This is a genomic window from Paracoccus broussonetiae (assembly GCF_031854425.1).
Lineage (GTDB): Bacteria > Pseudomonadota > Alphaproteobacteria > Rhodobacterales > Rhodobacteraceae > Paracoccus > Paracoccus broussonetiae.
On record NZ_JAVRQI010000009.1, the window covers coordinates 100,237 to 120,374 of the forward strand.

Annotated in this window: 19 protein-coding genes; 14 read left to right on the forward strand and 5 right to left on the reverse strand. The window is 66.4% G+C overall.

The genetic code is table 11. From position 1 onward, the window contains the following. The first annotated feature begins 17 nt into the window (after window positions 1-17). Genes tsaE through trxA form a run of 5 tightly spaced genes read left to right on the forward strand, consistent with a single transcriptional unit; the run spans window position 18 to window position 8,793 of the window. Entirely contained in the window at window positions 18-1,433 is a 1,416-nt protein-coding gene (gene tsaE, locus RM190_RS12895; protein ID WP_311759860.1) for a tRNA (adenosine(37)-N6)-threonylcarbamoyltransferase complex ATPase subunit type 1 TsaE, read from the forward strand. Then, entirely contained in the window at window positions 1,430-2,101 is a 672-nt protein-coding gene (locus RM190_RS12900; RefSeq protein ID WP_311759861.1) for a nucleotidyltransferase family protein, read from the forward strand. Before tsaE ends, RM190_RS12900 begins: the two co-directional genes overlap by 4 nt. Beyond that, window positions 2,094-5,033 (forward strand): double-strand break repair protein AddB, encoded by a 2,940-nt coding sequence (gene addB / locus RM190_RS12905; RefSeq protein ID WP_311759862.1) that lies wholly within the window; start codon window positions 2,094-2,096, stop codon window positions 5,031-5,033. The genes RM190_RS12900 and addB overlap by 8 nt, the downstream gene beginning before the upstream one ends. Beyond that, window positions 5,026-8,418 (forward strand): double-strand break repair helicase AddA, encoded by a 3,393-nt coding sequence (gene addA, locus RM190_RS12910; protein ID WP_311759863.1) that lies wholly within the window; start codon window positions 5,026-5,028, stop codon window positions 8,416-8,418. The genes addB and addA overlap by 8 nt, the downstream gene beginning before the upstream one ends. A gap of 54 nt (window positions 8,419-8,472) precedes the next feature. Next, entirely contained in the window at window positions 8,473-8,793 is a 321-nt protein-coding gene (gene trxA, locus RM190_RS12915; protein WP_311759864.1) for a thioredoxin, read from the forward strand. Window positions 8,794-8,826: 33 nt separating this feature from the next. Here trxA and RM190_RS12920 read toward each other — a convergent pair whose 3' ends face one another. Further along, window positions 8,827-9,732, reverse strand: a complete 906-nt coding sequence (locus RM190_RS12920) for a hypothetical protein (RefSeq protein WP_311759865.1) — start codon at window positions 9,730-9,732, stop codon at window positions 8,827-8,829. An 85-nt stretch (window positions 9,733-9,817) separates the two neighbouring features. On the opposite strand from RM190_RS12920, the gene hslV reads away from it, so the two are divergent. The 3 genes from hslV to RM190_RS12935 all read left to right on the forward strand — a co-directional run bounded on the left by hslV (window position 9,818) and on the right by RM190_RS12935 (window position 12,002). After that, on the forward strand, window positions 9,818-10,372 hold the full coding sequence (gene hslV / locus RM190_RS12925) for an ATP-dependent protease subunit HslV (RefSeq protein ID WP_311759866.1): 555 nt from the start codon (window positions 9,818-9,820) through the stop codon (window positions 10,370-10,372). 91 nt (window positions 10,373-10,463) lie between these two features. Beyond that, window positions 10,464-11,768, forward strand: coding sequence for an ATP-dependent protease ATPase subunit HslU (gene hslU, locus RM190_RS12930; RefSeq protein ID WP_311759867.1), 1,305 nt, complete (start codon window positions 10,464-10,466; stop codon window positions 11,766-11,768). A gap of 54 nt (window positions 11,769-11,822) precedes the next feature. After that, on the forward strand, window positions 11,823-12,002 hold the full coding sequence (locus RM190_RS12935) for a PLD nuclease N-terminal domain-containing protein (protein WP_311759868.1): 180 nt from the start codon (window positions 11,823-11,825) through the stop codon (window positions 12,000-12,002). Between the two features lie 28 nt (window positions 12,003-12,030). On the opposite strand, the gene RM190_RS12940 is transcribed toward RM190_RS12935, so the two are convergent. Next, window positions 12,031-12,645 carry a Smr/MutS family protein gene (locus tag RM190_RS12940; RefSeq protein WP_311759869.1) on the reverse strand — a complete coding sequence of 205 codons (615 nt, stop codon included), beginning with the start codon at window positions 12,643-12,645 and terminating at the stop codon, window positions 12,031-12,033. Then, complete coding sequence (locus RM190_RS12945) at window positions 12,645-13,301, reverse strand: Tim44/TimA family putative adaptor protein (protein ID WP_311759870.1); 657 nt, start codon at window positions 13,299-13,301, stop codon at window positions 12,645-12,647. The genes RM190_RS12940 and RM190_RS12945 overlap by 1 nt, the downstream gene beginning before the upstream one ends. A gap of 109 nt (window positions 13,302-13,410) precedes the next feature. Between RM190_RS12945 and RM190_RS12950 the strand changes: the two genes are divergently transcribed. The 3 genes from RM190_RS12950 (at window position 13,411) to RM190_RS12960 (ending at window position 15,250) form a co-directional block, all read left to right on the forward strand. Beyond that, on the forward strand, window positions 13,411-13,971 hold the full coding sequence (locus tag RM190_RS12950; protein ID WP_311759871.1) for an FxsA family protein: 561 nt from the start codon (window positions 13,411-13,413) through the stop codon (window positions 13,969-13,971). 49 nt (window positions 13,972-14,020) lie between these two features. Further along, window positions 14,021-14,527 (forward strand): protein-export chaperone SecB, encoded by a 507-nt coding sequence (gene secB / locus RM190_RS12955; RefSeq protein WP_311759872.1) that lies wholly within the window; start codon window positions 14,021-14,023, stop codon window positions 14,525-14,527. Between the two features lie 111 nt (window positions 14,528-14,638). After that, window positions 14,639-15,250, forward strand: coding sequence for an HD family hydrolase (locus RM190_RS12960; RefSeq protein WP_311759873.1), 612 nt, complete (start codon window positions 14,639-14,641; stop codon window positions 15,248-15,250). Between the two features lie 30 nt (window positions 15,251-15,280). Here the strand turns inward: RM190_RS12960 and RM190_RS12965 are convergent, their stop codons facing one another. Then, window positions 15,281-15,589, reverse strand: coding sequence for an H-NS histone family protein (locus RM190_RS12965; RefSeq protein WP_311759874.1), 309 nt, complete (start codon window positions 15,587-15,589; stop codon window positions 15,281-15,283). Window positions 15,590-15,675: 86 nt separating this feature from the next. Continuing rightward, window positions 15,676-16,227, reverse strand: a complete 552-nt coding sequence (locus tag RM190_RS12970) for an ActR/PrrA/RegA family redox response regulator transcription factor (RefSeq protein WP_311759875.1) — start codon at window positions 16,225-16,227, stop codon at window positions 15,676-15,678. 159 nt (window positions 16,228-16,386) lie between these two features. Between RM190_RS12970 and RM190_RS12975 the strand changes: the two genes are divergently transcribed. The 3 genes from RM190_RS12975 to RM190_RS12985 all read left to right on the forward strand — a co-directional run bounded on the left by RM190_RS12975 (window position 16,387) and on the right by RM190_RS12985 (window position 20,090). Beyond that, complete coding sequence (locus RM190_RS12975) at window positions 16,387-17,721, forward strand: ActS/PrrB/RegB family redox-sensitive histidine kinase (RefSeq protein ID WP_390908394.1); 1,335 nt, start codon at window positions 16,387-16,389, stop codon at window positions 17,719-17,721. Between the two features lie 72 nt (window positions 17,722-17,793). After that, window positions 17,794-19,365 carry a PAS-domain containing protein gene (locus RM190_RS12980; protein WP_311759877.1) on the forward strand — a complete coding sequence of 524 codons (1,572 nt, stop codon included), beginning with the start codon at window positions 17,794-17,796 and terminating at the stop codon, window positions 19,363-19,365. Between the two features lie 89 nt (window positions 19,366-19,454). Beyond that, window positions 19,455-20,090 (forward strand): 5'-methylthioadenosine/S-adenosylhomocysteine nucleosidase, encoded by a 636-nt coding sequence (locus RM190_RS12985; protein WP_311759878.1) that lies wholly within the window; start codon window positions 19,455-19,457, stop codon window positions 20,088-20,090. Window positions 20,091-20,138 lie beyond the last annotated feature (48 nt).

Consider the following 20,138-nt stretch of genomic DNA (forward strand, 5'->3'; position numbering starts at 1 on the left):
GGCTTAGGTTCGGCCCCATGACCCTGATCGCGACGCTTGACCATGCCGATGCCGACCTGACCGCCTGCCTTGCGCGCGTCATGGCGGCGATCCTGAAACCCGGAGACGTGGTGGCCCTGGAGGGTCCGGTCGGCGCGGGCAAGACCCATTTCGCCCGCGCCTTCATCCGCGCCCGCCAGGGCGAGATGGCCGAAGACGTGCCAAGCCCCACCTTTACGCTGGTCCAGACCTATGAGGACCCGATGGGGACCGAAATCTGGCATGCCGACCTTTATCGCCTGACCCATCCCGACGAACTGGCTGAGCTGGGCCTTGACGAGGCGATGCGCGACGCGGTCGTTCTGATCGAATGGCCCGATCATGGCGGACCCCTGCCCGATCCCCTGATTCTGGGGCTGGAACCGCTTGCGGGTTTTCCCGACCTGCGCCGGGTGACGATGGCGGGCTCTGCCGCGCGCTGGGGCGGCATGGCCCGACTTCCCGCCATTGCGCGGCTGGTCCACCGCGCAGGCTGGTCCGGGGCGCGCGTCGTCCCGCTTGCGGGCGATGCCTCGGCGCGGCGCTATTTCCGCCTGATCGACGAAGACCGCAGCGCCGTCCTGATGGATGCCGGACCGGGCAGCCTAGGTCCCTATGTCGCGATGACGCAATGGCTGCGCGCGCGGGGCCTGCACGCCCCCGAGATCCTGGCAGCCGACCAGGCCGAGGGGCTTTTGCTGATCGAGGATCTGGGCGACGACCTGGTCGCCCGCGTGATTCAGGCCAAGCCGGATCTGGCGCCGCGCATCTATGACCGGATGACCGATCTTCTGGTCGAACTTCATGGCCATCAGCCGCCCGAATTCGTGCTGCCTCTGGACGGGCCGGAGCTTGCCCGCCAGGTGGCGCTGTTCGCGGACTATTATCCCCCGGCGGCGGGCGGTGGCAGCGGGGCCGAGGTCGCGGCAGTGATCGAACGCCTTCATGCCGAATTGGCGGGAGGCGTTCCTGCGGTCCTTGGCCTGCGCGATTTTCATGCCGAGAACCTTGTCTGGCTGGATGACGCGCCGCTTGGCCTTCTCGACTTTCAGGACGCGGTCGCGGTTCATCCTGCCTATGATCTTGTCAGCGGGCTTCAGGACGCGCGCCGCGATGTCGATCCCGCCATCGAGCAGGCGCAGATCGCCCGCTATGTCGCCGCAACCGGAGTTGACGAGGCCCGGTTCCGTGCCGCCTATGCGCTGCTGGGCGCACAACGGAACCTGCGGATCATGGGGATCTTCACCCGGCTCGCGCAGCGGGACGGCAAGCGCCGCTATCTGGCGTTCATGCCGCGCGTCTGGGATGCGATCCAGCGCGATATCGCCCATCCCGCGCTTGCGCCGCTGGCCGCTGCGCTGAAGGGCATTCCCGCGCCGACGCCCGCGGTCATCGAAAGGATTGCCCGCGGATGACGCTGCCGCTGATGATCTTCGCCGCCGGCAAGGGCACGCGGATGGCCCCGCTGACCGACGTGACGCCGAAGCCCCTGATCCAAGTCGCGGGCCGGACATTGCTGGACCGGGCTTTGGACCTGGGGCGCGAAGCCGGGGTCGGGCGCGTCGTCGTGAACACTCACCATCTGGGCCAGCAGATCCGGGATCATGTCGCGGGCCGGGACATCGCGGTCTCGGACGAGGCCGGGATGCTGCTGGAGACAGGGGGAGGCCTGCGCAAGGCCCTGCCGCTGCTGGGGACGGGTCCGGTCGTCACCATGAACCCCGACGTAATCTGGACCGGCCCGAACCCCATCGGCGAGCTTCTGCGGGCATGGGACGCACGGATGGATGCGCTGCTGATGCTGGTGCCGCTGGAACGGACCGTCGGTCGACAGGGCGATGGCGACTTCAGCCTTGACCCGGCTGGGCGGCTGATCCGCGGTGGCGGGCTGGTCTATGGCGGCGTCCAGATCCTGCGGCCGGACCGCCTGTCCGAGATTGGTGACGAGGTGTTTTCGCTGAACCGCCTGTGGGATCTGATAATCGCCGAAGGGCGGGCCTTTGGCTTGGTCCATGACGGCCAATGGTGCGACGTGGGTCGCCCCGATTGCATCCCCCTGGCCGAGGCGCTTCTGGATGGCTGAGTGGCAGGGTGGCCTGTTCAGCCTGCCTTGCGGCGCCGATTTTCCCGGTGCCTTCGCCGAGGGGCTGATCGCAAGGATGCGCGGTCGCCCGCCGCAGGAAATGGCACGCGTCACCGTCTTTGCCAATTCGGGGCAGTCGTTGATGGCGCTGCGCGACGCGCTGATCTGGCGCGGGCCGGTGATCCTGCCGCGGCTTCGGTTGATCGCGGATCTGGGCGGCGGCTCGGCCACGCCCACGCTGGCGCGGCGGCTTGAACTGGGGCGATTGATCGATGCCGCGCTTCGCGCACAGCCCGATCTGGCGCAGGGGCAGTCGGTCCCGGAACTCGCCGCATCGCTGGCCGGGCTGATGGCCGAGATGCAGCTTGAGGGGCTGGACGCGCAGGCGCTGGACCGGATTGATGCGGGCGATCACGCCCAGCATTGGGGCCGCGCACTTGCCTTTCTGAAGATTGCTGCCGGGTACTACCTGACCGATCCGCCGCAGGACCGCGAATCCCGCCAGCGCGCCGCGGCCGAACTGCTGGCCGAGGGATGGGCGCGGGGCGAGAATCTGCCGGACGGGCCGGTGGTCATCGCGGGTTCGACCGGCTCGCATGGCGCGACGCGGGATTTCATGCGCGCCGTCGCCCGCCTGCCGATGGGGGCGGTGGTTTTGCCGGGATTCGACCCGGACCTGCCACGCGCGGTCTGGGACGGAATGGACGCGCTGGCCGAGGATCATCCGCAGGCCCGCTATGCCCCCTTTGTCTCGGAATTCGGAATGCCCGCCGACTGGCTGTCCGGCACGGCCCCCGATCCCGCGCGGAACCGCCTGATCTCGCTGGCGCTAAGGCCCGCGCCGGTGACCGACCAGTGGATCGAAGAGGGGCCGGCGCTTGGCCCCCTGCTGCCCGCGACGCAGAACCTGACCCTGATCGAGGCCGAGCAGCCGGGACAGGAATCCGAGGCGATCGCGCTGATCATCCGCGAATCCGTCGGGCGGGCGCAGCCCGTCACCCTGATTGCCGCCGACCGGATGCTGACCCGCCGCGTCCAGTCGGCGCTGGACCGCTGGGGCATCATCCCCGACGATTCTGCGGGCCAGCCCCTGCCGCTGACCGCACCCGGCCTGTTCCTGCGCCATGTCGCCGACCTGTTCGGGGCCGAGCTGATGATCGACGGGTTGCTGGTGCTGCTGAAGCATCCGGTCATGGCGACCGGGCTGGGCGCGGATTACCGGCGCGAGCATCTGCGCCTGACTCGCGACCTGGAGTTGCATCTGCGGGCAAAAGGTCCGGCCTTTCCCGATGGCGCGGCCCTGCGCGACTGGGCCGAGCGTGGCGATGACCGAAGCAAGCCCTGGGCCTTGTGGCTGGCGGGACTGCTGGACCGCATCGTGCCGCTGGCCCTTGACCGCGCGCCGCGCCCGATGGCGCAGCGGCTGGCGGATCTGCGCCACCTTGCCGAGGATCTGGCCGCAGGGCCAGGGGGCAGTGCCGACGCCTCGGAACTGTGGGACAAGGCCGCGGGGGGGCTGGCGCGGGGTGTGCTGGATCATCTGTCCGCACATGCTGAGATGGGCCACGATCTGCGCCCCTCGGAATTCCGCGACCTGCTTTACGCCGAGCTTCAGGGGCAGGCCGTGCGGCAGGATGTCGCCTCGCATCCCCTTGTCCGGTTCCGCGGCCCGCGCGAGGCCCGGACCGAGGCGGTGGGCGAAGTGGCGGGGCTTGTCATCCTTGCCGGGCTGAATGAAGGCGGCTGGCCGCAGGCGTTGCCGCCCGATCCGTGGCTGTCCCGTCCGATGCGGCTGTCGGCGGGACTGACCCTGCCCGAGCGTCGCGTCGGGCTGGCGGCGCATGACTTCCAGCAGGCGGTGGGGGCGGCACAGGTCGTCCTGTGTCGCGCGCGGCGCGATGCCGAGGCCGAGACCATCCCCTCGCGCTGGCTGAACCGGCTGGTCAACCTGCTGGGTGGACTGCCCGACCAGCTTGGCCCCGAGGCGCTGGCCGAGATGCGCGGGCGCGGGCAGGCATGGCTTGACCTGGCCGAGCTGCATGCCCGGCCCCGGATGCGTCTGGAACCGGCGCGACGCCCCTCGCCCATTCCGCCCGCCCCGGCCCTGCGGCAGATGTCCGTGACGGAGGTTCGCACACTGATCCGCGACCCCTATGCGATCTATGCCCGCAGGGTGTTGGGTCTGCGTGCGCTGGATCCCCTGCGCCCCGAGGCCGATGCCGCCGAACGCGGCACCGTGCTGCACGAGATCATGGACCGTTTCCTGCGCGGTTTGCCGGAACTGCCCGAAAGCTCTGACCTGATGAAGTCGCGCCTGCTGGACATCACCGATGAGGTGCTGGCGCTGAACGTGCCCTGGCCCTCGGCCCGGCTGTTCTGGCGCGCGCGCATCGCGGGCATCGCCGATCGGCTGATGGCCGACGAAGCCGCGCGCCTGCAACGCGGTCGCCCGACCGTGGTCGAGGAATATGCCGAACTTGGCATTCCCGGCGTCGATTTCCGCCTGATCGCCAAGCCCGACCGGCTGGATCGACTGACCGACGGGCGAGTGCATGTCTATGACTACAAGTCCGGCAAGCCCCCGACCGACGCGCAGGTCCGCCACTTCGACAAGCAGCTTCCACTTGAGGCCGCGATGGTGGAACAGGGCGCGTTCCGGGGCCTTGGCCCCTCAGAGGTCGAAGGCATCAGCTATATCCAGCTTGGCGGCGAGGGTAAGACCGAGACGCGGGACTTCTCCTTGGGATTCGCCGCCGAAACCTGGGCGGGCTTCGTGGAACTGATCGGCCGTTATCTTGGCGGCGAACGCGGCTTTACCGCACGGTTGGCGATGGAGCGGACCGACCACGCCAGCGATTATGACCACCTGTCGCGGCATGGCGAATGGGACACCACCCAGGCGTCCAGCCCGGAAAGGTTCAGCGATGACTAGGCCTGCATTCGACGAGGCGACACTGGCGCAGGTCCGGGCGGCGGATCCGCTGCGCTCGACCTGGCTGACGGCAAATGCGGGTTCGGGCAAGACCCGCGTGCTGACCGACCGCGTGGCGCGGCTGCTTCTGGCCGGAACCGCCCCGGAAAAGATCCTGTGCCTGACCTATACCAAGGCGGCTGCAACCGAGATGCAGAACCGCCTGCTGGCGCGTCTGGGCAAGTGGGCGATGCTGCCCGAAGCGCGCTTGCGTGCGGAACTGGCGCAACTGGGCGAGGACGAGGCCCCCGACCTGCGCGCCGCGCGCCGGCTGTTCGCACGCGCGATCGAAACGCCCGGCGGGCTGAAGGTTCAGACCATCCACAGCTTCTGCGGCGGCGTCCTGCGCCGCTTTCCGATCGAGGCAGGCGTCCCCCACGGCTTTACCGAGCTTGACGACCGCAGCGCCGCCCTGATCCGGTCCGAGATCATCGAGGACATGGCGCGCGAGAATGCGCCCGAGCTGACGGACCTGCTGGCGCTGCATTCGGGCGAGAACCTGGATGGTTTCCTGTCCGGCCTGCGCGGCTTTGAGAACCCCGCCGATCCCGGTGCGATCTGGCGCGCCTGCGGGCTTGAGCCGGGCGAGGACATGACCCTGCTGCTGTCGCGGACCTTCACAGACGGCGCGCTGGTCATTGCCGCGATGATCCCCCATCTGCTGAAAAGCGGCAGCAACGACCAGAAGGCGGCGGCGCGCCTTGCGACCGGCAACTGGACGCGTCCGGGCCTTGCCGAGCTGCTGATCCTTGAAGCCGTGCTTCTTACGGGATCGGGCGCCAAAGACCCCTTCACTGCAAAATACGACAGCTTTCCGACCAAGGCGCTGCGCAGTGGCGCCTGCGCCGAACTGATCGACGATCTGGCGATCCTGATGGAGCGGGTCGAATCCGCTCGCCCGCGCCGCATCGCGCTGAGCCATGCGGCGCGCACGCTGGCCCTGCACCGGTTCGGCTGCGCCTTTCTTGGCCGCTATCGCGCGGAAAAGGCAGTTCGGGGATATCTGGATTTCGACGACCTGATCGATCGCACCGCGCGGCTTCTGTCGGAAAACAGCATGGCGCAATGGGTGCTGTTCCGGCTGGATGGCGGCATCGACCACATTCTGGTCGACGAGGCGCAGGATACCAGCCCGGCGCAATGGCAGGTGATCCAGCGGCTGACGGACGAATTCACCTCGGGGCAGGGCGCGCGAGAGGCGGGGTCGCGCAGCCTGTTCGTGGTGGGCGATCCCAAGCAGTCGATCTATTCCTTCCAGGGGGCCGACATCGCGGTCTTCGAAACCCGTCGCGCGGGTTTTGCCGAGGCATTTGCGGCGGTGATGAACCCGATGCAGGTGCTGGAATTGCGCCACAGCTTCCGCTCATCCACCGCGATCCTGTCGCTGGTCGACCGGGTCTTTGCCGGGGATGCCGCGCGCGGGCTGGGCGATCCGCCCGAACATCGCGCCTTTCGCACGGACATGCCCGGTCGGGTCGACCTGTGGCCCGCGATCCCGAAGCCAGACAAGCCCGAGGCCGGTGACTGGACGGATCCCGTCGACCAGCCCGCCGAGAACTCCGAAACGACCGAACTGGCCCGCGCCGTCGCGCGCGCGATTGCGGGGATCCTGGCGCAGCCGATCCATGACGCCAAGCGCAACTGCATCCGCCGGGTCCGCGCCGGGGACGTGCTGATCCTTGTCCAGCGCCGCTCGGACCTGTTTGCCGAGATCATCGCGGCGCTGAAGATCGCCGGCCTGCCCGTGGCGGGGGCGGACCGTCTGAAACTGGCCGGAGAGATGGCGGTGCGCGACATCCGCGCCGTGCTGTCGGTCCTGGCCACACCCGAAGACGATCTGTCGCTGGCCGCCGCGCTGCGCTCTCCCTTGTTCGGGCTGGGCGAGGAAGAGCTTTACCGTCTGGCGACGAAGCGGAAGAAGGGCGAGTATTTGTGGCGTCGGCTGCGCGACTCCGGTCATCGCGAGGCCGTGGACCTGCTGGCGGATCTGATGCGCTGGACCGGGTTCATGCGCCCCTATGACCTGATCCAGCGCCTGCTGATCCGCCACGGCGGGCGCGAGCGCCTTGTGGCGCGGCTGGGGCCCGAGGCCGAGGACGGCATCGACGAATTGCTGTCCCAGGCGCTGAGCTATGAAAGCAGCGAGACGCCTTCGCTGACCGGTTTCCTAGTCTGGCTCAGCGGCGACGATGTCGAGGTCAAGCGCCAGCCCGGCTCTGCGGGCGAAGATGGCGAGGGGCTGATCCGCGTCATGACCGTCCACGGCTCGAAGGGGCTGGAAAGCCCCATCGTCATCATGCCCGACACGGCCAAGCGCCGCCCCCCGCGCGAAGGGCAGGTGCTGACCATGCCCGACGGGATGCCCCTGTGGCGCGGCAAGAAGGGCGAACGCCCGGATGCAGTCGAGGATCTGGCCGCCGACCTGACCGACCGCCAGCTGCAGGAGCGCAAGCGCCTGCTTTACGTTGGCCTGACCCGCGCAGAAAGCTGGCTGATCGTCGCCGCCGCGGGCGAGACCGGCGTCGACGAAGACAGCTGGCATTCTCTGGTCGCCGCCGGGATCGACCGCGCCGACCTGACCGAGACCCGCCTGCCCGCCGATTGGGGCGGCGAGATCCGGCGCCTGAGCTTTGGCGACTGGCCCGAAACCGCGCCCGAAACGGTGCATGTCGAAAGGTCCATGCCGGTCGAGCCCGGTTGGCTGCGCGCCGATCCGCCAGCCGCGCCGGAAAAGCGCAGGCCGGTTGCCGCGACCTCGTTGGGTGGGGCCAAGGTAATGGTCGCGCAAGGCCAGGGCGATGCCGCGGCCGCGATGCTGTTCGGCACGCGCCTGCACCTGCTTCTGGAGCACCTGCCCGGCCACGACCCCGCGGCATGGCCGGGAATCGCGCGCGACGTGCTGGCCGACGCCGAAGGTGGCCTGCCTGAACCGGTGGCACTGGCAGGGTTGTTGGACGAAGCGCGCGAGGTGCTGACCGCCCCTGCCCTGTCCGCAGTCTTCGACCTGCCCGATGGGGCCGAGGTATTTCAGGAACTCGCGCTGTCCGCGCCTTTGCCGGGCATCGGCATGCTGTGGGGCAAGATCGACCGGTTGGTCGTCACGCCGGACGCGATCCTTGCCATCGACTACAAGTCGAATCGCGACGTGCCGGACCGACCCGAGGCCACGCCCCTGGGCATCCTGCGGCAGATGGCGGCCTATCGCACGGCGCTGCGTCAGCTTTGGCCGGACCGCCCCGTCGCGGCAGCCGTGCTTTGGACGGCGAGCCGCAGCCTGATGCCCCTGCCCGATGTACTGCTTGATGGCATCATTGCGGGCCTTGACCGTGACCCTGTGGGTGCCTAGCTCTTGTGGGACACGTCCTGCCGGGCCCAACCCGGCGTATCGCAGGAGATTTCAATGGCCACTCAAGCCGTTTCCGACGCCGAATTTGACAGCGAAGTCCGCCAGTCCGCGACCCCGGTCGTGGTCGATTTCTGGGCCGAATGGTGTGGCCCTTGCCGCCAGATCGGTCCGGCGCTGGAAGAGCTTGCCGCGGAATATGGCGGCAAGGTCAAGATCGTGAAGGTCAACGTGGACGAGAATCCGGAAAGCCCGGCGGCCCTTGGCGTGCGCGGCATTCCGGCGCTGTTCCTGTTCAAGGACGGCCAGGTCGTCTCGAACAAGATCGGCGCGGCGCCGAAAGCGGCGCTGAAAGCCTGGATCGACGACGCGATCTGATCAGTTTTTAAAGTCGAACAATGGGGGCGGTGGTCAGATGGACCAGCCGCCCCTTTTCATTGCGGCAAGGATGCGCGATCCCGCGTCGGGCAGGGTTGCGTTGATCGCCTTTTCCTGCAGGAACCAATAGATATATCGATCGAATTCCGGCGCATGGCTATCCGCAGCCGCGAGTGCCGCATTTGGCCCCAGATCGGCGACATTCAGCGCGATGTGGTGGAAGTCGATCTGGCCGAACAGCACTGCGGGCTTGCCCAGCAGGAAGCCGTCAAAGGCGACGGCGCTGTTTTCCGTCGCGACAAAGGCGCAATCGCGCAAAAGTGTCATCGTCGTCCCGGTTGCGATACGCAGGTTCGGATGGCGGGCCGCCACCTGCTGCAAGGCCGCATCATCGGCGGCATCATGTGGAATTTTCGGATGAAGCGTCGCCACCACCGGACGGCCTGTCGCGGCGACCTCATCCAGCATCTCGACGGGGCTCATGGTCTGGAAGCTGCGGCAACGGCGCAGCTCGGCCTGCAAGGGCACCAGGATGCTTTCCCCGCGCCTTGGTGGTGCGCCGGGCAGAACCCGATCCCGCAGCCTTTGCACGAACTGGCCGGCCCGCCCGGCATCCACCTGGGCCGGGACGAATTCGCTGCGCGCCACGTCGAATCGCCAGCGCTGCTGCGCCCGCTCGATCTGCCAGAAGGGATAGTGATAGGCGCGTCGAAAGGTCAGCGCGCGGTCATGCGTCGGGGCCTCGGCATGAAACAGCGCATAGCCGTCAAGGTCGGGCGCGCGCCGACGCGCCTCGGCCCCCGTCTCGCACCACTCGACCTGCCAGCCAGCCCCTTCCACCGTGGCCTTCAACACGTTCAGGAAGTTGAAGCTGCCCTCGCTGGCGGACCTCAGCATCGGGGCTTCCAGGTAGATGCGCAGCGTCGTCGGCAGGGTCATCGTCAAAGCCTAGCGGCAGGGGCCGGGTTGCGAAACCCCCGCCCGGCCCATATCTGACGGGCCAAGACCAATGCGGAGAATATGCATGTCCGATGAAAAGTTTCCCGGCTGGCACGGCACCACGATCCTTGCGGTGCGGCGTGGCGGCAAGGTGGTCGTCGCCGGGGATGGTCAGGTCAGTGTCGGCCCGACGGTAATGAAGGGCACGGCCCGCAAGGTGCGCCGGCTGACCCCCGGCGGGCATGACGTGGTAGTGGGCTTTGCCGGCTCGACTGCAGATGCCTTTACCCTGCTTGAGCGGCTGGAGAAGAAGCTTGAATCCGCACCGGGACAGCTGGCGCGGGCCTGTGTCGATCTGGCCAAGGACTGGCGCATGGACAAGTACCTGCGCAACCTGGAGGCCATGCTGATCGTTACCGACGGCAAGGACATATTCGTCGTGACGGGCGCGGGCGACGTGCTGGAACCCGAGCATGACGTGGCGGCCATCGGGTCGGGCGGAAACTTTGCCCTGGCGGCGGCGCGCGGCCTGATGGCAAGCGATCTGGATGCCGAAGACGTTGCCCGCAAGGCGATGGCGATCGCAGCCGACATCTGCGTCTATACGAACGGCAACCTGACCGTCGAGATTCTGGGCTGAAGGGGGCTCTGCCCCCGTCCTGCGGACTCCCCCGGGGTATTTCGGAAACGGTGAATTCAAGGCCGTTTCCAGCATGAAGAGAGGTTTCAACATGAGTGATTTGACGCCGCGCGAGATCGTGTCCGAGCTGGATCGCTTTATCATCGGTCAGAAGGATGCCAAGCGCGCCGTTGCCGTGGCTTTGCGCAACCGCTGGCGTCGTCGCCAATTGGGCGACGATCTTCGCGACGAGGTCTATCCGAAGAACATCCTGATGATCGGCCCGACCGGCGTCGGCAAGACCGAGATCAGCCGTCGCCTGGCCAAGCTGGCGCGCGCGCCCTTCCTGAAGGTCGAGGCGACCAAGTTTACCGAAGTCGGCTATGTCGGGCGCGATGTCGAGCAGATCATCCGCGACCTGACCGATGCCGCGATCATCGAGACGCGCGAACGGATGCGCGAGGAGGTCAAGGCCAAGGCCCACAAGTCCGCCGAGGACCGCGTGGTCGCGGCCCTTGCGGGCGATGGTGCGCGCGAGCAGACCACGGCGATGTTCCGCGACAAGCTGAAGCGGGGCGAGTTGGACGACACGGTCATCGAGCTTGAGCTTCAGGACAATTCGAACCCGCTGGGCATGATGGAAGTCCCCGGCCAGCCTGGCGGAATGGGCGGCATGATGGACCTGTCGGGGCTGATGAAGGCCTTTGGCGGGCGCAAGGTGCGGCGCAAGGTCACGGTATCGGAAAGCTATGAACTGCTGATCGCCGAAGAGGCCGACAAGCTTCTGGACGACGAGGCGGTCAAGGCCGCGGCACTGGAGACGGTGCAGGAGAACGGCATCGTCTTCATCGACGAGATCGACAAGGTCGCTGCCCGGACCGATGCGCGTGGTGGTGATGTCAGCCGCGAAGGCGTGCAGCGAGACCTGTTGCCGCTGATCGAGGGTACGACCGTCTCGACCAAGTATGGCCCCGTGAAGACCGACCATATCCTGTTCATCGCCTCGGGCGCTTTCCACATCGCCAAGCCCTCGGACCTGCTGCCCGAGCTTCAGGGCCGCCTGCCGATCCGGGTCGAACTGCGTCCGCTGACGGAAGAGGATTTCGTCCGCATCCTGACCGAGACCGATAACGCCCTGACGCGCCAGTATACCGCGCTGATGGCGACCGAGGGGGTCGAGGTCGGCTTCACGGAAACCGGCATCCGCGCCCTGGCCCGGATCGCCGCCGAGGTGAACGGTTCGGTCGAGAATATCGGTGCGCGCCGGCTTTACACCGTCATCGAACGCGTCTTCGAGGAGCTGTCCTTCGGCGCCCCCGATCGCTCGGGCGAGGCGGTGACGGTGGACGAGGCCTTTGTCGAGAAGCACTTGGGCGACCTTGCCCGTTCGACGGACCTGTCACGCTACGTCCTGTGACGGAACTTCCGGCTGCTGCGATCGTTGAGGGTGGCAGCAGCTTGGGGAGTACTCATGGGCTATATCATCAGCGCGATCATCTTCGCACTGGACGTCTGGGCGATCGCTTCGATCATCAACACGAATGTCCAGACTTCGACCAAGATCATCTGGATCGTGCTGGTGGCGGTCCTGCCGGTGCTGGGGCTGATCATCTGGTGGTTCGCCGGACCCAAGGCCAATTACGGTTCATGACTTCGCGGCCCATCGGGCCGCGTTTTCGTCAGCGCCGCAAATAGACGTAATAGGCGCCCTCGCCACCATGGCGGCGATGGGCAGGCCGCACCTGCAGGACAAGGGGTGCCAGCGGTGCCATGTGCAGCCATAGCGGAACATTGTGGCGCAGCGCGCCCGGGCGGACTGGCAGGGGCGCATCCGGCCCGCCTTCGCGTCCCTTGCCGGTGATGACCAGCACCAGACGCAGCCCCGAGGTATGGGCATTCATCACGAAACGGATCAGATTCGGCTGGGCGACGCTCAGCGTCATGCCGTGCAGGTCGATCCGCGCTTCGGGAGCAAGCTTGCCCTGGTTCATCCGGCGATGGGTCTTGTGATCCATCCGCAACGGGTGCTCGCGCACCGACTGGGCGGGATGCGAGGACAGTTCGATCCGGGTCGAGGCCGACTTCAACGGACGCGCCCCGATCCGGAAATCGTCCAGCGGCATCAGGTCGGGCCGGGACGCCGCCGGTGGCAAGGGCTTTACCTGCGGGGTCGAGATCAGGGTATCGGGAAGCGGGGCAGCATCGCTGCGACGGGGGTGCAGCGGCACCGCGGTCGAGGCGACGCGGGACCAAAGGGCCTTTTCATCGGCCGAAAGGCCCCTGCGCCGTGCCATCACGCAGTGGCGACAAGCTGCCAGTTCGGATCCTGCGAACCCATCTGGCGCGCGAAGGTCCAGGTGTCACGCTGCTTGCGCGCGGCCTTGGGATCGCCGTCGACAACATTGCCCTGGGCATCGCGGGTTGCAACGATCATCTCACCCACGAAGCGGATCGAGATTTCAGCCTGCCGGGTCGCGGGATTGAACTCGGCGGCGGTCAGCGCGGTTTCACGCGTGCCCAGGTACTGCGCCTCGGTCGTCAGGCCCCGGGCCTTGCGATCGGCGATGACGCTTTCGAAGGCGGCGGCGACCGGAGGGGCCAGGAAGGCACGCACCTCGGAAATATCGCCGCGCTCGAAAGCCATCAGGATCATTTCATAGGCGGCTTTCCCGCCTGAAAGGAATGGGCCGACGGCGAAATCGGGCTCGACCTGCTTCATCGCGGCCAATGCGCGCGCATTGGCGCTGCCCGGCTCGGCATGGTCGTCGATATCGTTGTCAAAATGGTCCGGCGTCCCTTCGACGACGTCGAAGCGGCGGGGGGGCGACGTTTCGTCCGGGACTCGCGGGGCTTCGAAGCCGTCCCGCGTGCCAAGGACACCCCGCAAACGCAGGATCAGGAAAACGGCGATCGCGGCTAGAACAAGAAGTTGCAGCATGGGGTTCGACATCAACGGTCCTGGGAGAGCTTTCTTACTGGGCGTCAAATACCTATGTAGGGTGCAGGGAAGGCCAAGTCCAGTTGACCGCCCGGAGAAGTCTGAAGTTAAGGGGGCGCCCATGTGGCTGCTATTGCCATTCGTGATCCTGCCGATCGTCGAGATCGCGCTGTTCATCCAGGTCGGCGGAGCGATCGGGGTCTTGCCGACCATCGCGCTGGTCGTGCTTTCGACGCTGGGGGGAACCGCCGTGATGCGCCGTCAGGGCGCGCTGGCGATGCTGGACGTGCAGCGGGCCATGCAGGAATTCCGTGACCCGGCCGCGCCGATGGCGCATGGCGCGCTGATCATGATCGCGGGGCTTCTGCTGATCGTGCCGGGACTTTTCACCAGCGCCCTTGGTCTTCTGCTGCTGATCCCCGCGGTGCGGGAACTGGTCATGCGCTGGATGGGGCGCCGCATCGGCGTGTCCGGCACGGGCTATGGCTATCGCGCGCCGGGTCGCGACAGCGATTTTGCCGGAGATTACCCTGCGGGTTTCCGACGCGGTTCGTCCCGTGACGGGGTGATCGACGGCGAGTATTCGGTCCAGGACGATCCGCCTGCCCCGGTGCGCGAGGGTCTGACCGACGGGCGGACGCAGGGTGGGACTGGCGGAAAGTCGGGGTGGACCCGGCATTGAGCGCCGCCCGCCACAGTGCTAGAACGCCCCGCAAAGCAGGGAGACCCCAATGAGCGAAGAAACCAATACCGGCGTGCCGAATGGCGCCCAGCCCGCCGTCCGCATGCAGATCCTGACCCAGTACATCCGCGACCTGTCCTTTGAGAATGCCGTCGCGCAAAAGGGTCTGCCTTCGGGCGAGGTCCAGCCCGAGATCGCGGTGCAGGTCAGCCTGGATGCCCGCAAGCGGCAGGTCGAGAACCAGTACGAGGTGGTCTGCAAGTTCCGTGTGCAATCCACCAACTCCAAGGACAAGTCGCCGATCTTCCTGTGCGAGCTGGATTACGGCGGGATCTTCCATGTCGAGGGCGTGCCCGAGGACCAGCTGCATCCCTTCCTGATGATCGAATGCCCGCGGATGCTGTTCCCCTATGTGCGCCGCATCATCTCGGACATGACGCGTGATGGCGGCTTCCCGCCCTTCAACATGGACCCGGTCGATTTCGTCGCGCTGTATCGCCAGGAAATCGCCCGCCGCGTCCAGGCCGAGCGCCCCGCCGACCAACAGCTGTCCTGAACGATCGGGACTTGATCTCGCGGCCCGTTTCCTCTCGGAAGCGGGCCATTTCATTTTCTGGCATCCGTTGCTCGCGGCGGCTAGCCTTTGCCGATCGGCGGGGATGGGTTGATGACAAGGCGCGTGACACGGGCGTGGCAAAGGATGCTTTCCGGGCGGCGGCTGGATCTTCTTGACCCGACGCCTTTCGATATCGAAATCGGCGACATCGCGCATGGCTTGTCCTTCGTCGCCCGCTGGAATGGGCAGACGCGCGGCGACTGGGCCTATTCCGTGGCCGAACACTCGCTTCTGGTCGAGGAAATCCACCGGCGCACCGAACCCGAGACTGCGCCGATCTGGCATCTGGCGGCATTGCTTCACGATGCGCCGGAATATGTGATCGGGGACATGATTTCCCCGGTCAAGGCGGCATTGGGGCGCGAATACGGTGAAATGGACGCGCGCCTGACCGCGGCGATTCACCGTCGATTCGGATTGCCCGCGCAATTGCCAAAACCGGTCAAGGCTGCGATCAAACGCGCCGATCGGGTTTCCGCCTGGCTTGAGGCGATTCAGATCGCCGGATTTTCAAGGGCCGAAGCGGATCGGTTGTTTCCCGTCCCGGATTCCGAATTGCTGCAAGGCCTGGAAATCAGGCTTCGCCCTCCGGTAGAAACGCGGAATGCCTATCTTGAGCGTTTTCAGGCCGTGATCGCGGAAATCGATCGCCAGCCGAAATGAAATGCTCCGCCCAAGGGCGGAGCATTGTAATCAGATCTCAAGATCTTCAAGCTTGCGACCGGCGTCCAGCGCCTCGATGACCCAGCGCGGCTTGCGTCCGCGGCCGGTCCAGGTGGCCTGGGGATCGGCAGGATTGGCGTATTTCGGTGCGACCTTGCTGCGGTTTTGCTTGGCATCCGCCAGATCGGCGAGGCTGAAGCCAAACTCGCGCGCCGCATTCTCGACTGCGGCAATCGCTTCGCGTTTACGGCGATCCTCAAAGGTCGAAATCGCTTTCTCGACCTTGTTGCGAAGATCGCGAAGTTCGCGAAGGGACATTTTGTCCAGGTCCAATTCCATAATTCTCATTTCCTGAGGGGTATTTCACTTACGCGGATATATTACGCGATATATTCGCTTGCATGCAAGAAAGACTGCGCGTCCGATTATCTTGGGCTGCGCTTGGCCAGAATGCGCTGAAGCGTCCGGCGATGCATATGAAGCCTGCGTGCCGTTTCACTGACATTTCGTTCGCATTGCTCATAAACACGCTGGATATGTTCCCAGCGCACGCGATCCGCGGACATCGGCGATTCCGGCGCGGGGGGAAGAACCTCGGTCGTGCTGGAAATCAGCGCGCGCATCACCTCATCGGCATCGGCGGGCTTGGACAGGTAATCGGTTGCGCCCATTTTCACTGCCGCGACTGCGGTGGCGATGGCGCCATATCCGGTCAGGACCACGATTCGCGCATCCGCCCGCGCTTCGCGCAACGCATCGACGACATCAAGGCCGTTGCCGTCCTCAAGCCTCAGATCGACCACGGCATAGGCGGGAGGGCTGGATTGCACGATGGCGCGCGCGTCGGCGACTGACCCTGCCATCGCGACCTCGAATCCGCGTTTTTGCAACGCGCGCGCCATACGGCCCAGAAAGATTTCGTCGTCATCAACCAATAGCAGGCTGGGATCGGGTCCGATATTCTGGCTTTCGGCCATGTCCAATTACCCCTGAATAACCGGCGGCCTTCTAGGCCCATTCCCTTGCCGGGTCAAATGCCGGTCAGGTGATCGCGGGACAAGTTGCCTTGCGGTTGAAGGAAACGGAAAGCCTGCGTATCTAGCCGTGGTTTTCCAAGCAGGAGAAGTCGGGTGTTTATCGGCCTTGTCTCTCGACGTTTCGATTTCCTTCCCGGCCAGCCGGGACCAGAGCCGATCCGTCTGCGCACCTTGATGCTGCTGCGTTGGGTGGCCATTGCCGGGCAGTCCTGCGCGGTGGCTGTCGCGTTGATGATCGGGGCGCATCTGGTCCTGGGGCCGGTTCTCATGGTCATCGGGCTTGCGATTCTGGTGAACGTGGCGCTGATGCTGCGCGGATCGCGGCGCATCACCCCCTATGAGGCTGCCTGGCAACTTGGCTTCGACCTGGCACAGATCGCGACGTTGCTGTCGTTGACGGGCGGTTTGACCAACCCCTTTGCGCTGCTGCTGCTGGCCCCGGTCACGGTTGCCGCCACCACCCTGCCCGGCCGGCAACTGGTTGCGCTGGGGATCGCCACCATCATCATGGTGACCCTGGCCGGCAATTTCGCGCGTCCGCTGACCTTTACCGAAGGGCCGGTCCTGACGCTCAGCGATCCCCTGCTGGTCGGGAACTGGTGCGCGATCATCATCGGGGCACTGTTCTTCGCTTTCTATGCCCGCACCGTGACGGCAGAGATCAGCGCGACCTCGGACGCTCTGTTCGCCGCGCGCATGGCGCTGGAGCGTGAACAGAAGCTGCAGCATCTGGGCGGCGTCGTCGCGGCGGCGGCGCATGAAATGGGCACTCCGCTGGCCACGATCAAGCTGGTCAGCGCCGAGTTGGCCGACGAGATCTCCGAAGCGATGCCCGACCGGACGGATCTGGGCGAGGATTTGGCCCTGCTACGGAAATCGGCGGAACGCTGCGCCGCGATCCTGCGCTCGATGGGCAGTGCGGGGCGCGACGACCTGCTGATCCATCAGGCTCCCCTGCGCGCGGTGCTGGAAGAGGCCGCGGCGCCCCATCGCGATCGGGGCGTGCGCATCCGGATCGAGACTCCGGGCCAGCCGGTCACGATCCGGCGTGATGCGGCGCTTATCCACGGCTTGCGCAACCTGATCCAGAATGCCGTCGATTTCGCCAATGCCGAGGTTCTGGTCGAGGCCAGTGTCGGTCGGCGCGAGTTGCGGCTGCGTATCGCCGATGACGGGCCGGGTTTTCCGCCCGCGCTATTGCCGCGGATCGGCAGTCCCTTCCTGACCACCCGGCCGCGGGCCGAAGATGGGCGCAGTTATGAAGGCATGGGACTTGGCCTGTTCATCGCCAAGACCTTGCTTGAGCGCGCGGGTGCGGATGTGCGCTTCGGCAACCGCCAGCGCGGCGCGCAAGTCACCGTCACCTGGCCGCGCGGGCTGATCGAGGCCGAGGATCGCGGCGCTTTGGGGGAAAACCCCCAGATCACCGGCTAGGGCAGGATTAACTCTTTGTTCAGCATCTCGGGCTAGCTGTGGAATCGAGTGATTCCCCGGACAGGTCGCCCCATGCTGACACAGTTCCTGATCGCCTTCGCCGCCGCGCTGGTTGCGGTGGTTCTGGCATGGGGGCTTGCGGCGGGCCTTGCCCGGCGCAACCGGGTCCCGGCCCCCCGCCTGCGCCTGGAACGAGAGCTTGAGCCGATCGTGTTCCTGTTCAGGGATCGCCAGCTTGTCGATGCCACCGCCCCCGCCCGCGCGCTTCTGACCGTGCTTCCCGGGGAAGGAGACTGGCAGCGCTTGCTGTCCTGGCTGGCCGTCCGAATGCCGGATTCAGTCGACCCGCTGAAGGATATCGGACGGCTTTGCCGAGTCGAGATCGCCAGCCGGGATTCGGGTCTTGCCGGACTGCGCCTGCTGGCAGAGGAAGTGGGCGACGGGTTGTTGCGACTGACGATCGCCGATCCCATGGCCGAGAACGCGGGTATCGTCGTCGATTCCCTGACGCTGGCTGCCATGCAGCATGAGCTGGAGATCCTGCGCAGCACGATGGATCGTTCGCCCATGCTGGCCTGGCGGCAGGATGAACAGGGTCAGGTCACCTGGGCGAACTCGGCCTATCTGCAGCTTGCGGACGCGGTGGCGCAGGGGCAGACGTTGTGGCCGCTGCCCCAATTGTTTCAGCTGCCCCCACGAACCGAGGCGGTGCAAACCGCGCATGGTGCGTCCCAGCGCGTGCAGATCCAAAGCGAGCGGCAATCCCGCTGGTATGATTGCCACGCTCATGACGTGGCCGACCAGACCGTGGCGATTGCCCTGCCCGCCGATGCGGCGGTCCGCGCGGAACGCAGCCTGCGGGAATTCGTGCAGACGCTGACCAAGACATTTGCCGACCTGCCGATCGGGCTGGCCATATTCGACCGCGATCGGAACCTGCAGCTTTTCAATCCTGCGCTGATCGACCTGACCGGGCTTGCCATCGGCTTCCTGACCGCGCGGCCCACGCTTTACGCCTTTCTCGACCGCCTGCGCGAGGCGCGGATGGTGCCCGAGCCCAAGGATTACCGCAGTTGGCGGCAGCGGATGAACACGCTGGAGATCGCCTCGGCCTCGGGGCGTCATGTCGAAACATGGTCCCTGCCCGGCGGCCAGACCTATCGCGTGACGGGGCGGCCGCATCCCGATGGCGCGCTGGCATTCCTGTTCGAGGACATTACCTCGGAAATCTCGCTGACGCGCAAGTTCCGCGCCGATATCTCGCTGGGGGCTGAGGTGCTGGACGGGCTTGACGATGCCGTCGCCGTCTTTGCCGCGAATGGCGACCTGCTGCTGTCGAACCGCGGCTATGTCGAGCTTTGGGGCGGTGCCGCGCGGGCCGGGGTCGAGGATCAGGTCGCGCGCTGGTCCGCGTCCTGTGGCGAAAGCCCCGGCCTGAACACGCTATGCCAGTCCGTCCGCGCACCTTCGTCCGCTGGACCCTTGCGGGGGGCGCTGGTCGGCCCTGCGGGGGGGCTGCTGGCCTGGTGCCTGCGCCCATTGTCCGGCGGGCGGGTCATGCTGAGCTTTCAGCACCCGGTCGCTGAGGATCAGCAGGCATCCGGGCAGGTCGTGGATGCGGACACGCGGATGGTGCCCGGCTGAGACGGGGATATTGCATGCCGGGCGATCCTGTGGTCCATCCAACTGGAACGCCCCGCAAGACGAGAGACGCGATGCACACAGCTCCGGCGATGGACAAGATATCCGGGCATGACGTGTTGTTCGTCATGGCCGTCGACGCCGAATATGGTCCGCATCTGCGCCGCCGCATCTCACCGCTGATGACCGGCGTCGGCCCGATCGAGGCGGCGGTGGTGCTGACCGGGGCGCTCGCGGCGTTGCGACATGCGGACCGGCTGCCGGATCTGGTCGTGTCGCTGGGTTCGGCAGGATCGCCAAGCCTGGCGCAGGCGCAGGTCTATCAGGTCGGGGCGGTCGAGTATCGCGACATGGACGCCTCGGCCCTGGGCTATGCCAAGGGCGAGACGCCATTTCTGCAACTGCCCGTCCGTGTCCCGCTGCCGCATCGCATCCCGGACCTGCCCGCAGCTTCGCTTGCGACCGGCGGCAGCGTGGTCAGTGGCGCGGCCTATGATGGTATCGAGGCCGAGATGGTGGACATGGAGACCTTCGCCATTCTGCGCGCGTGCCAGTCCTTCGGCATCCCGATGATCGGCCTGCGCGGCATTTCGGACGGCGTTTCGGAGGTCAGGCAATTGTCCGACTGGACGCAATACCTGCATCTGGTCGACGAGCGTCTGGCAGAAGCGGTCGACCTGCTCGCCCAGGCGCTGGAGCGGGGCCTGATGTCGAAGCCGCGCGTCTAGACGGGCAATCGCGGCCTGATCCCGACAGCCGTTTTCCTGAGGCGGCTC

Excerpts from the sequence above, each read along its gene's own strand:
- RM190_RS12935 (WP_311759868.1), top strand. The coding sequence starts at position 11,823 with ATGGGCTATATCATCAGCGCGATCATCTTCGCACTGGACGTCTGGGCG.
- RM190_RS12945 (WP_311759870.1), bottom strand. The coding sequence starts at position 13,301 with ATGTCGAACCCCATGCTGCAACTTCTTGTTCTAGCCGCGATCGCCGTT.
- RM190_RS12960 (WP_311759873.1), top strand. The coding sequence starts at position 14,639 with ATGACAAGGCGCGTGACACGGGCGTGGCAAAGGATGCTTTCCGGGCGG.
- RM190_RS12920 (WP_311759865.1), bottom strand. The coding sequence starts at position 9,732 with ATGACCCTGCCGACGACGCTGCGCATCTACCTGGAAGCCCCGATGCTG.
- RM190_RS12980 (WP_311759877.1), top strand. The coding sequence starts at position 17,794 with ATGCTGACACAGTTCCTGATCGCCTTCGCCGCCGCGCTGGTTGCGGTG.
- RM190_RS12950 (WP_311759871.1), top strand. The coding sequence starts at position 13,411 with ATGTGGCTGCTATTGCCATTCGTGATCCTGCCGATCGTCGAGATCGCG.
- secB (WP_311759872.1), top strand. The coding sequence starts at position 14,021 with ATGAGCGAAGAAACCAATACCGGCGTGCCGAATGGCGCCCAGCCCGCC.
- RM190_RS12985 (WP_311759878.1), top strand. The coding sequence starts at position 19,455 with ATGGACAAGATATCCGGGCATGACGTGTTGTTCGTCATGGCCGTCGAC.
- RM190_RS12965 (WP_311759874.1), bottom strand. The coding sequence starts at position 15,589 with ATGGAATTGGACCTGGACAAAATGTCCCTTCGCGAACTTCGCGATCTT.
- hslU (WP_311759867.1), top strand. The coding sequence starts at position 10,464 with ATGAGTGATTTGACGCCGCGCGAGATCGTGTCCGAGCTGGATCGCTTT.
- RM190_RS12900 (WP_311759861.1), top strand. The coding sequence starts at position 1,430 with ATGACGCTGCCGCTGATGATCTTCGCCGCCGGCAAGGGCACGCGGATG.
- tsaE (WP_311759860.1), top strand. The coding sequence starts at position 18 with ATGACCCTGATCGCGACGCTTGACCATGCCGATGCCGACCTGACCGCC.
- RM190_RS12940 (WP_311759869.1), bottom strand. The coding sequence starts at position 12,645 with ATGGCACGGCGCAGGGGCCTTTCGGCCGATGAAAAGGCCCTTTGGTCC.
- addB (WP_311759862.1), top strand. The coding sequence starts at position 2,094 with ATGGCTGAGTGGCAGGGTGGCCTGTTCAGCCTGCCTTGCGGCGCCGAT.
- hslV (WP_311759866.1), top strand. The coding sequence starts at position 9,818 with ATGTCCGATGAAAAGTTTCCCGGCTGGCACGGCACCACGATCCTTGCG.
- trxA (WP_311759864.1), top strand. The coding sequence starts at position 8,473 with ATGGCCACTCAAGCCGTTTCCGACGCCGAATTTGACAGCGAAGTCCGC.
- RM190_RS12970 (WP_311759875.1), bottom strand. The coding sequence starts at position 16,227 with ATGGCCGAAAGCCAGAATATCGGACCCGATCCCAGCCTGCTATTGGTT.
- addA (WP_311759863.1), top strand. The coding sequence starts at position 5,026 with ATGACTAGGCCTGCATTCGACGAGGCGACACTGGCGCAGGTCCGGGCG.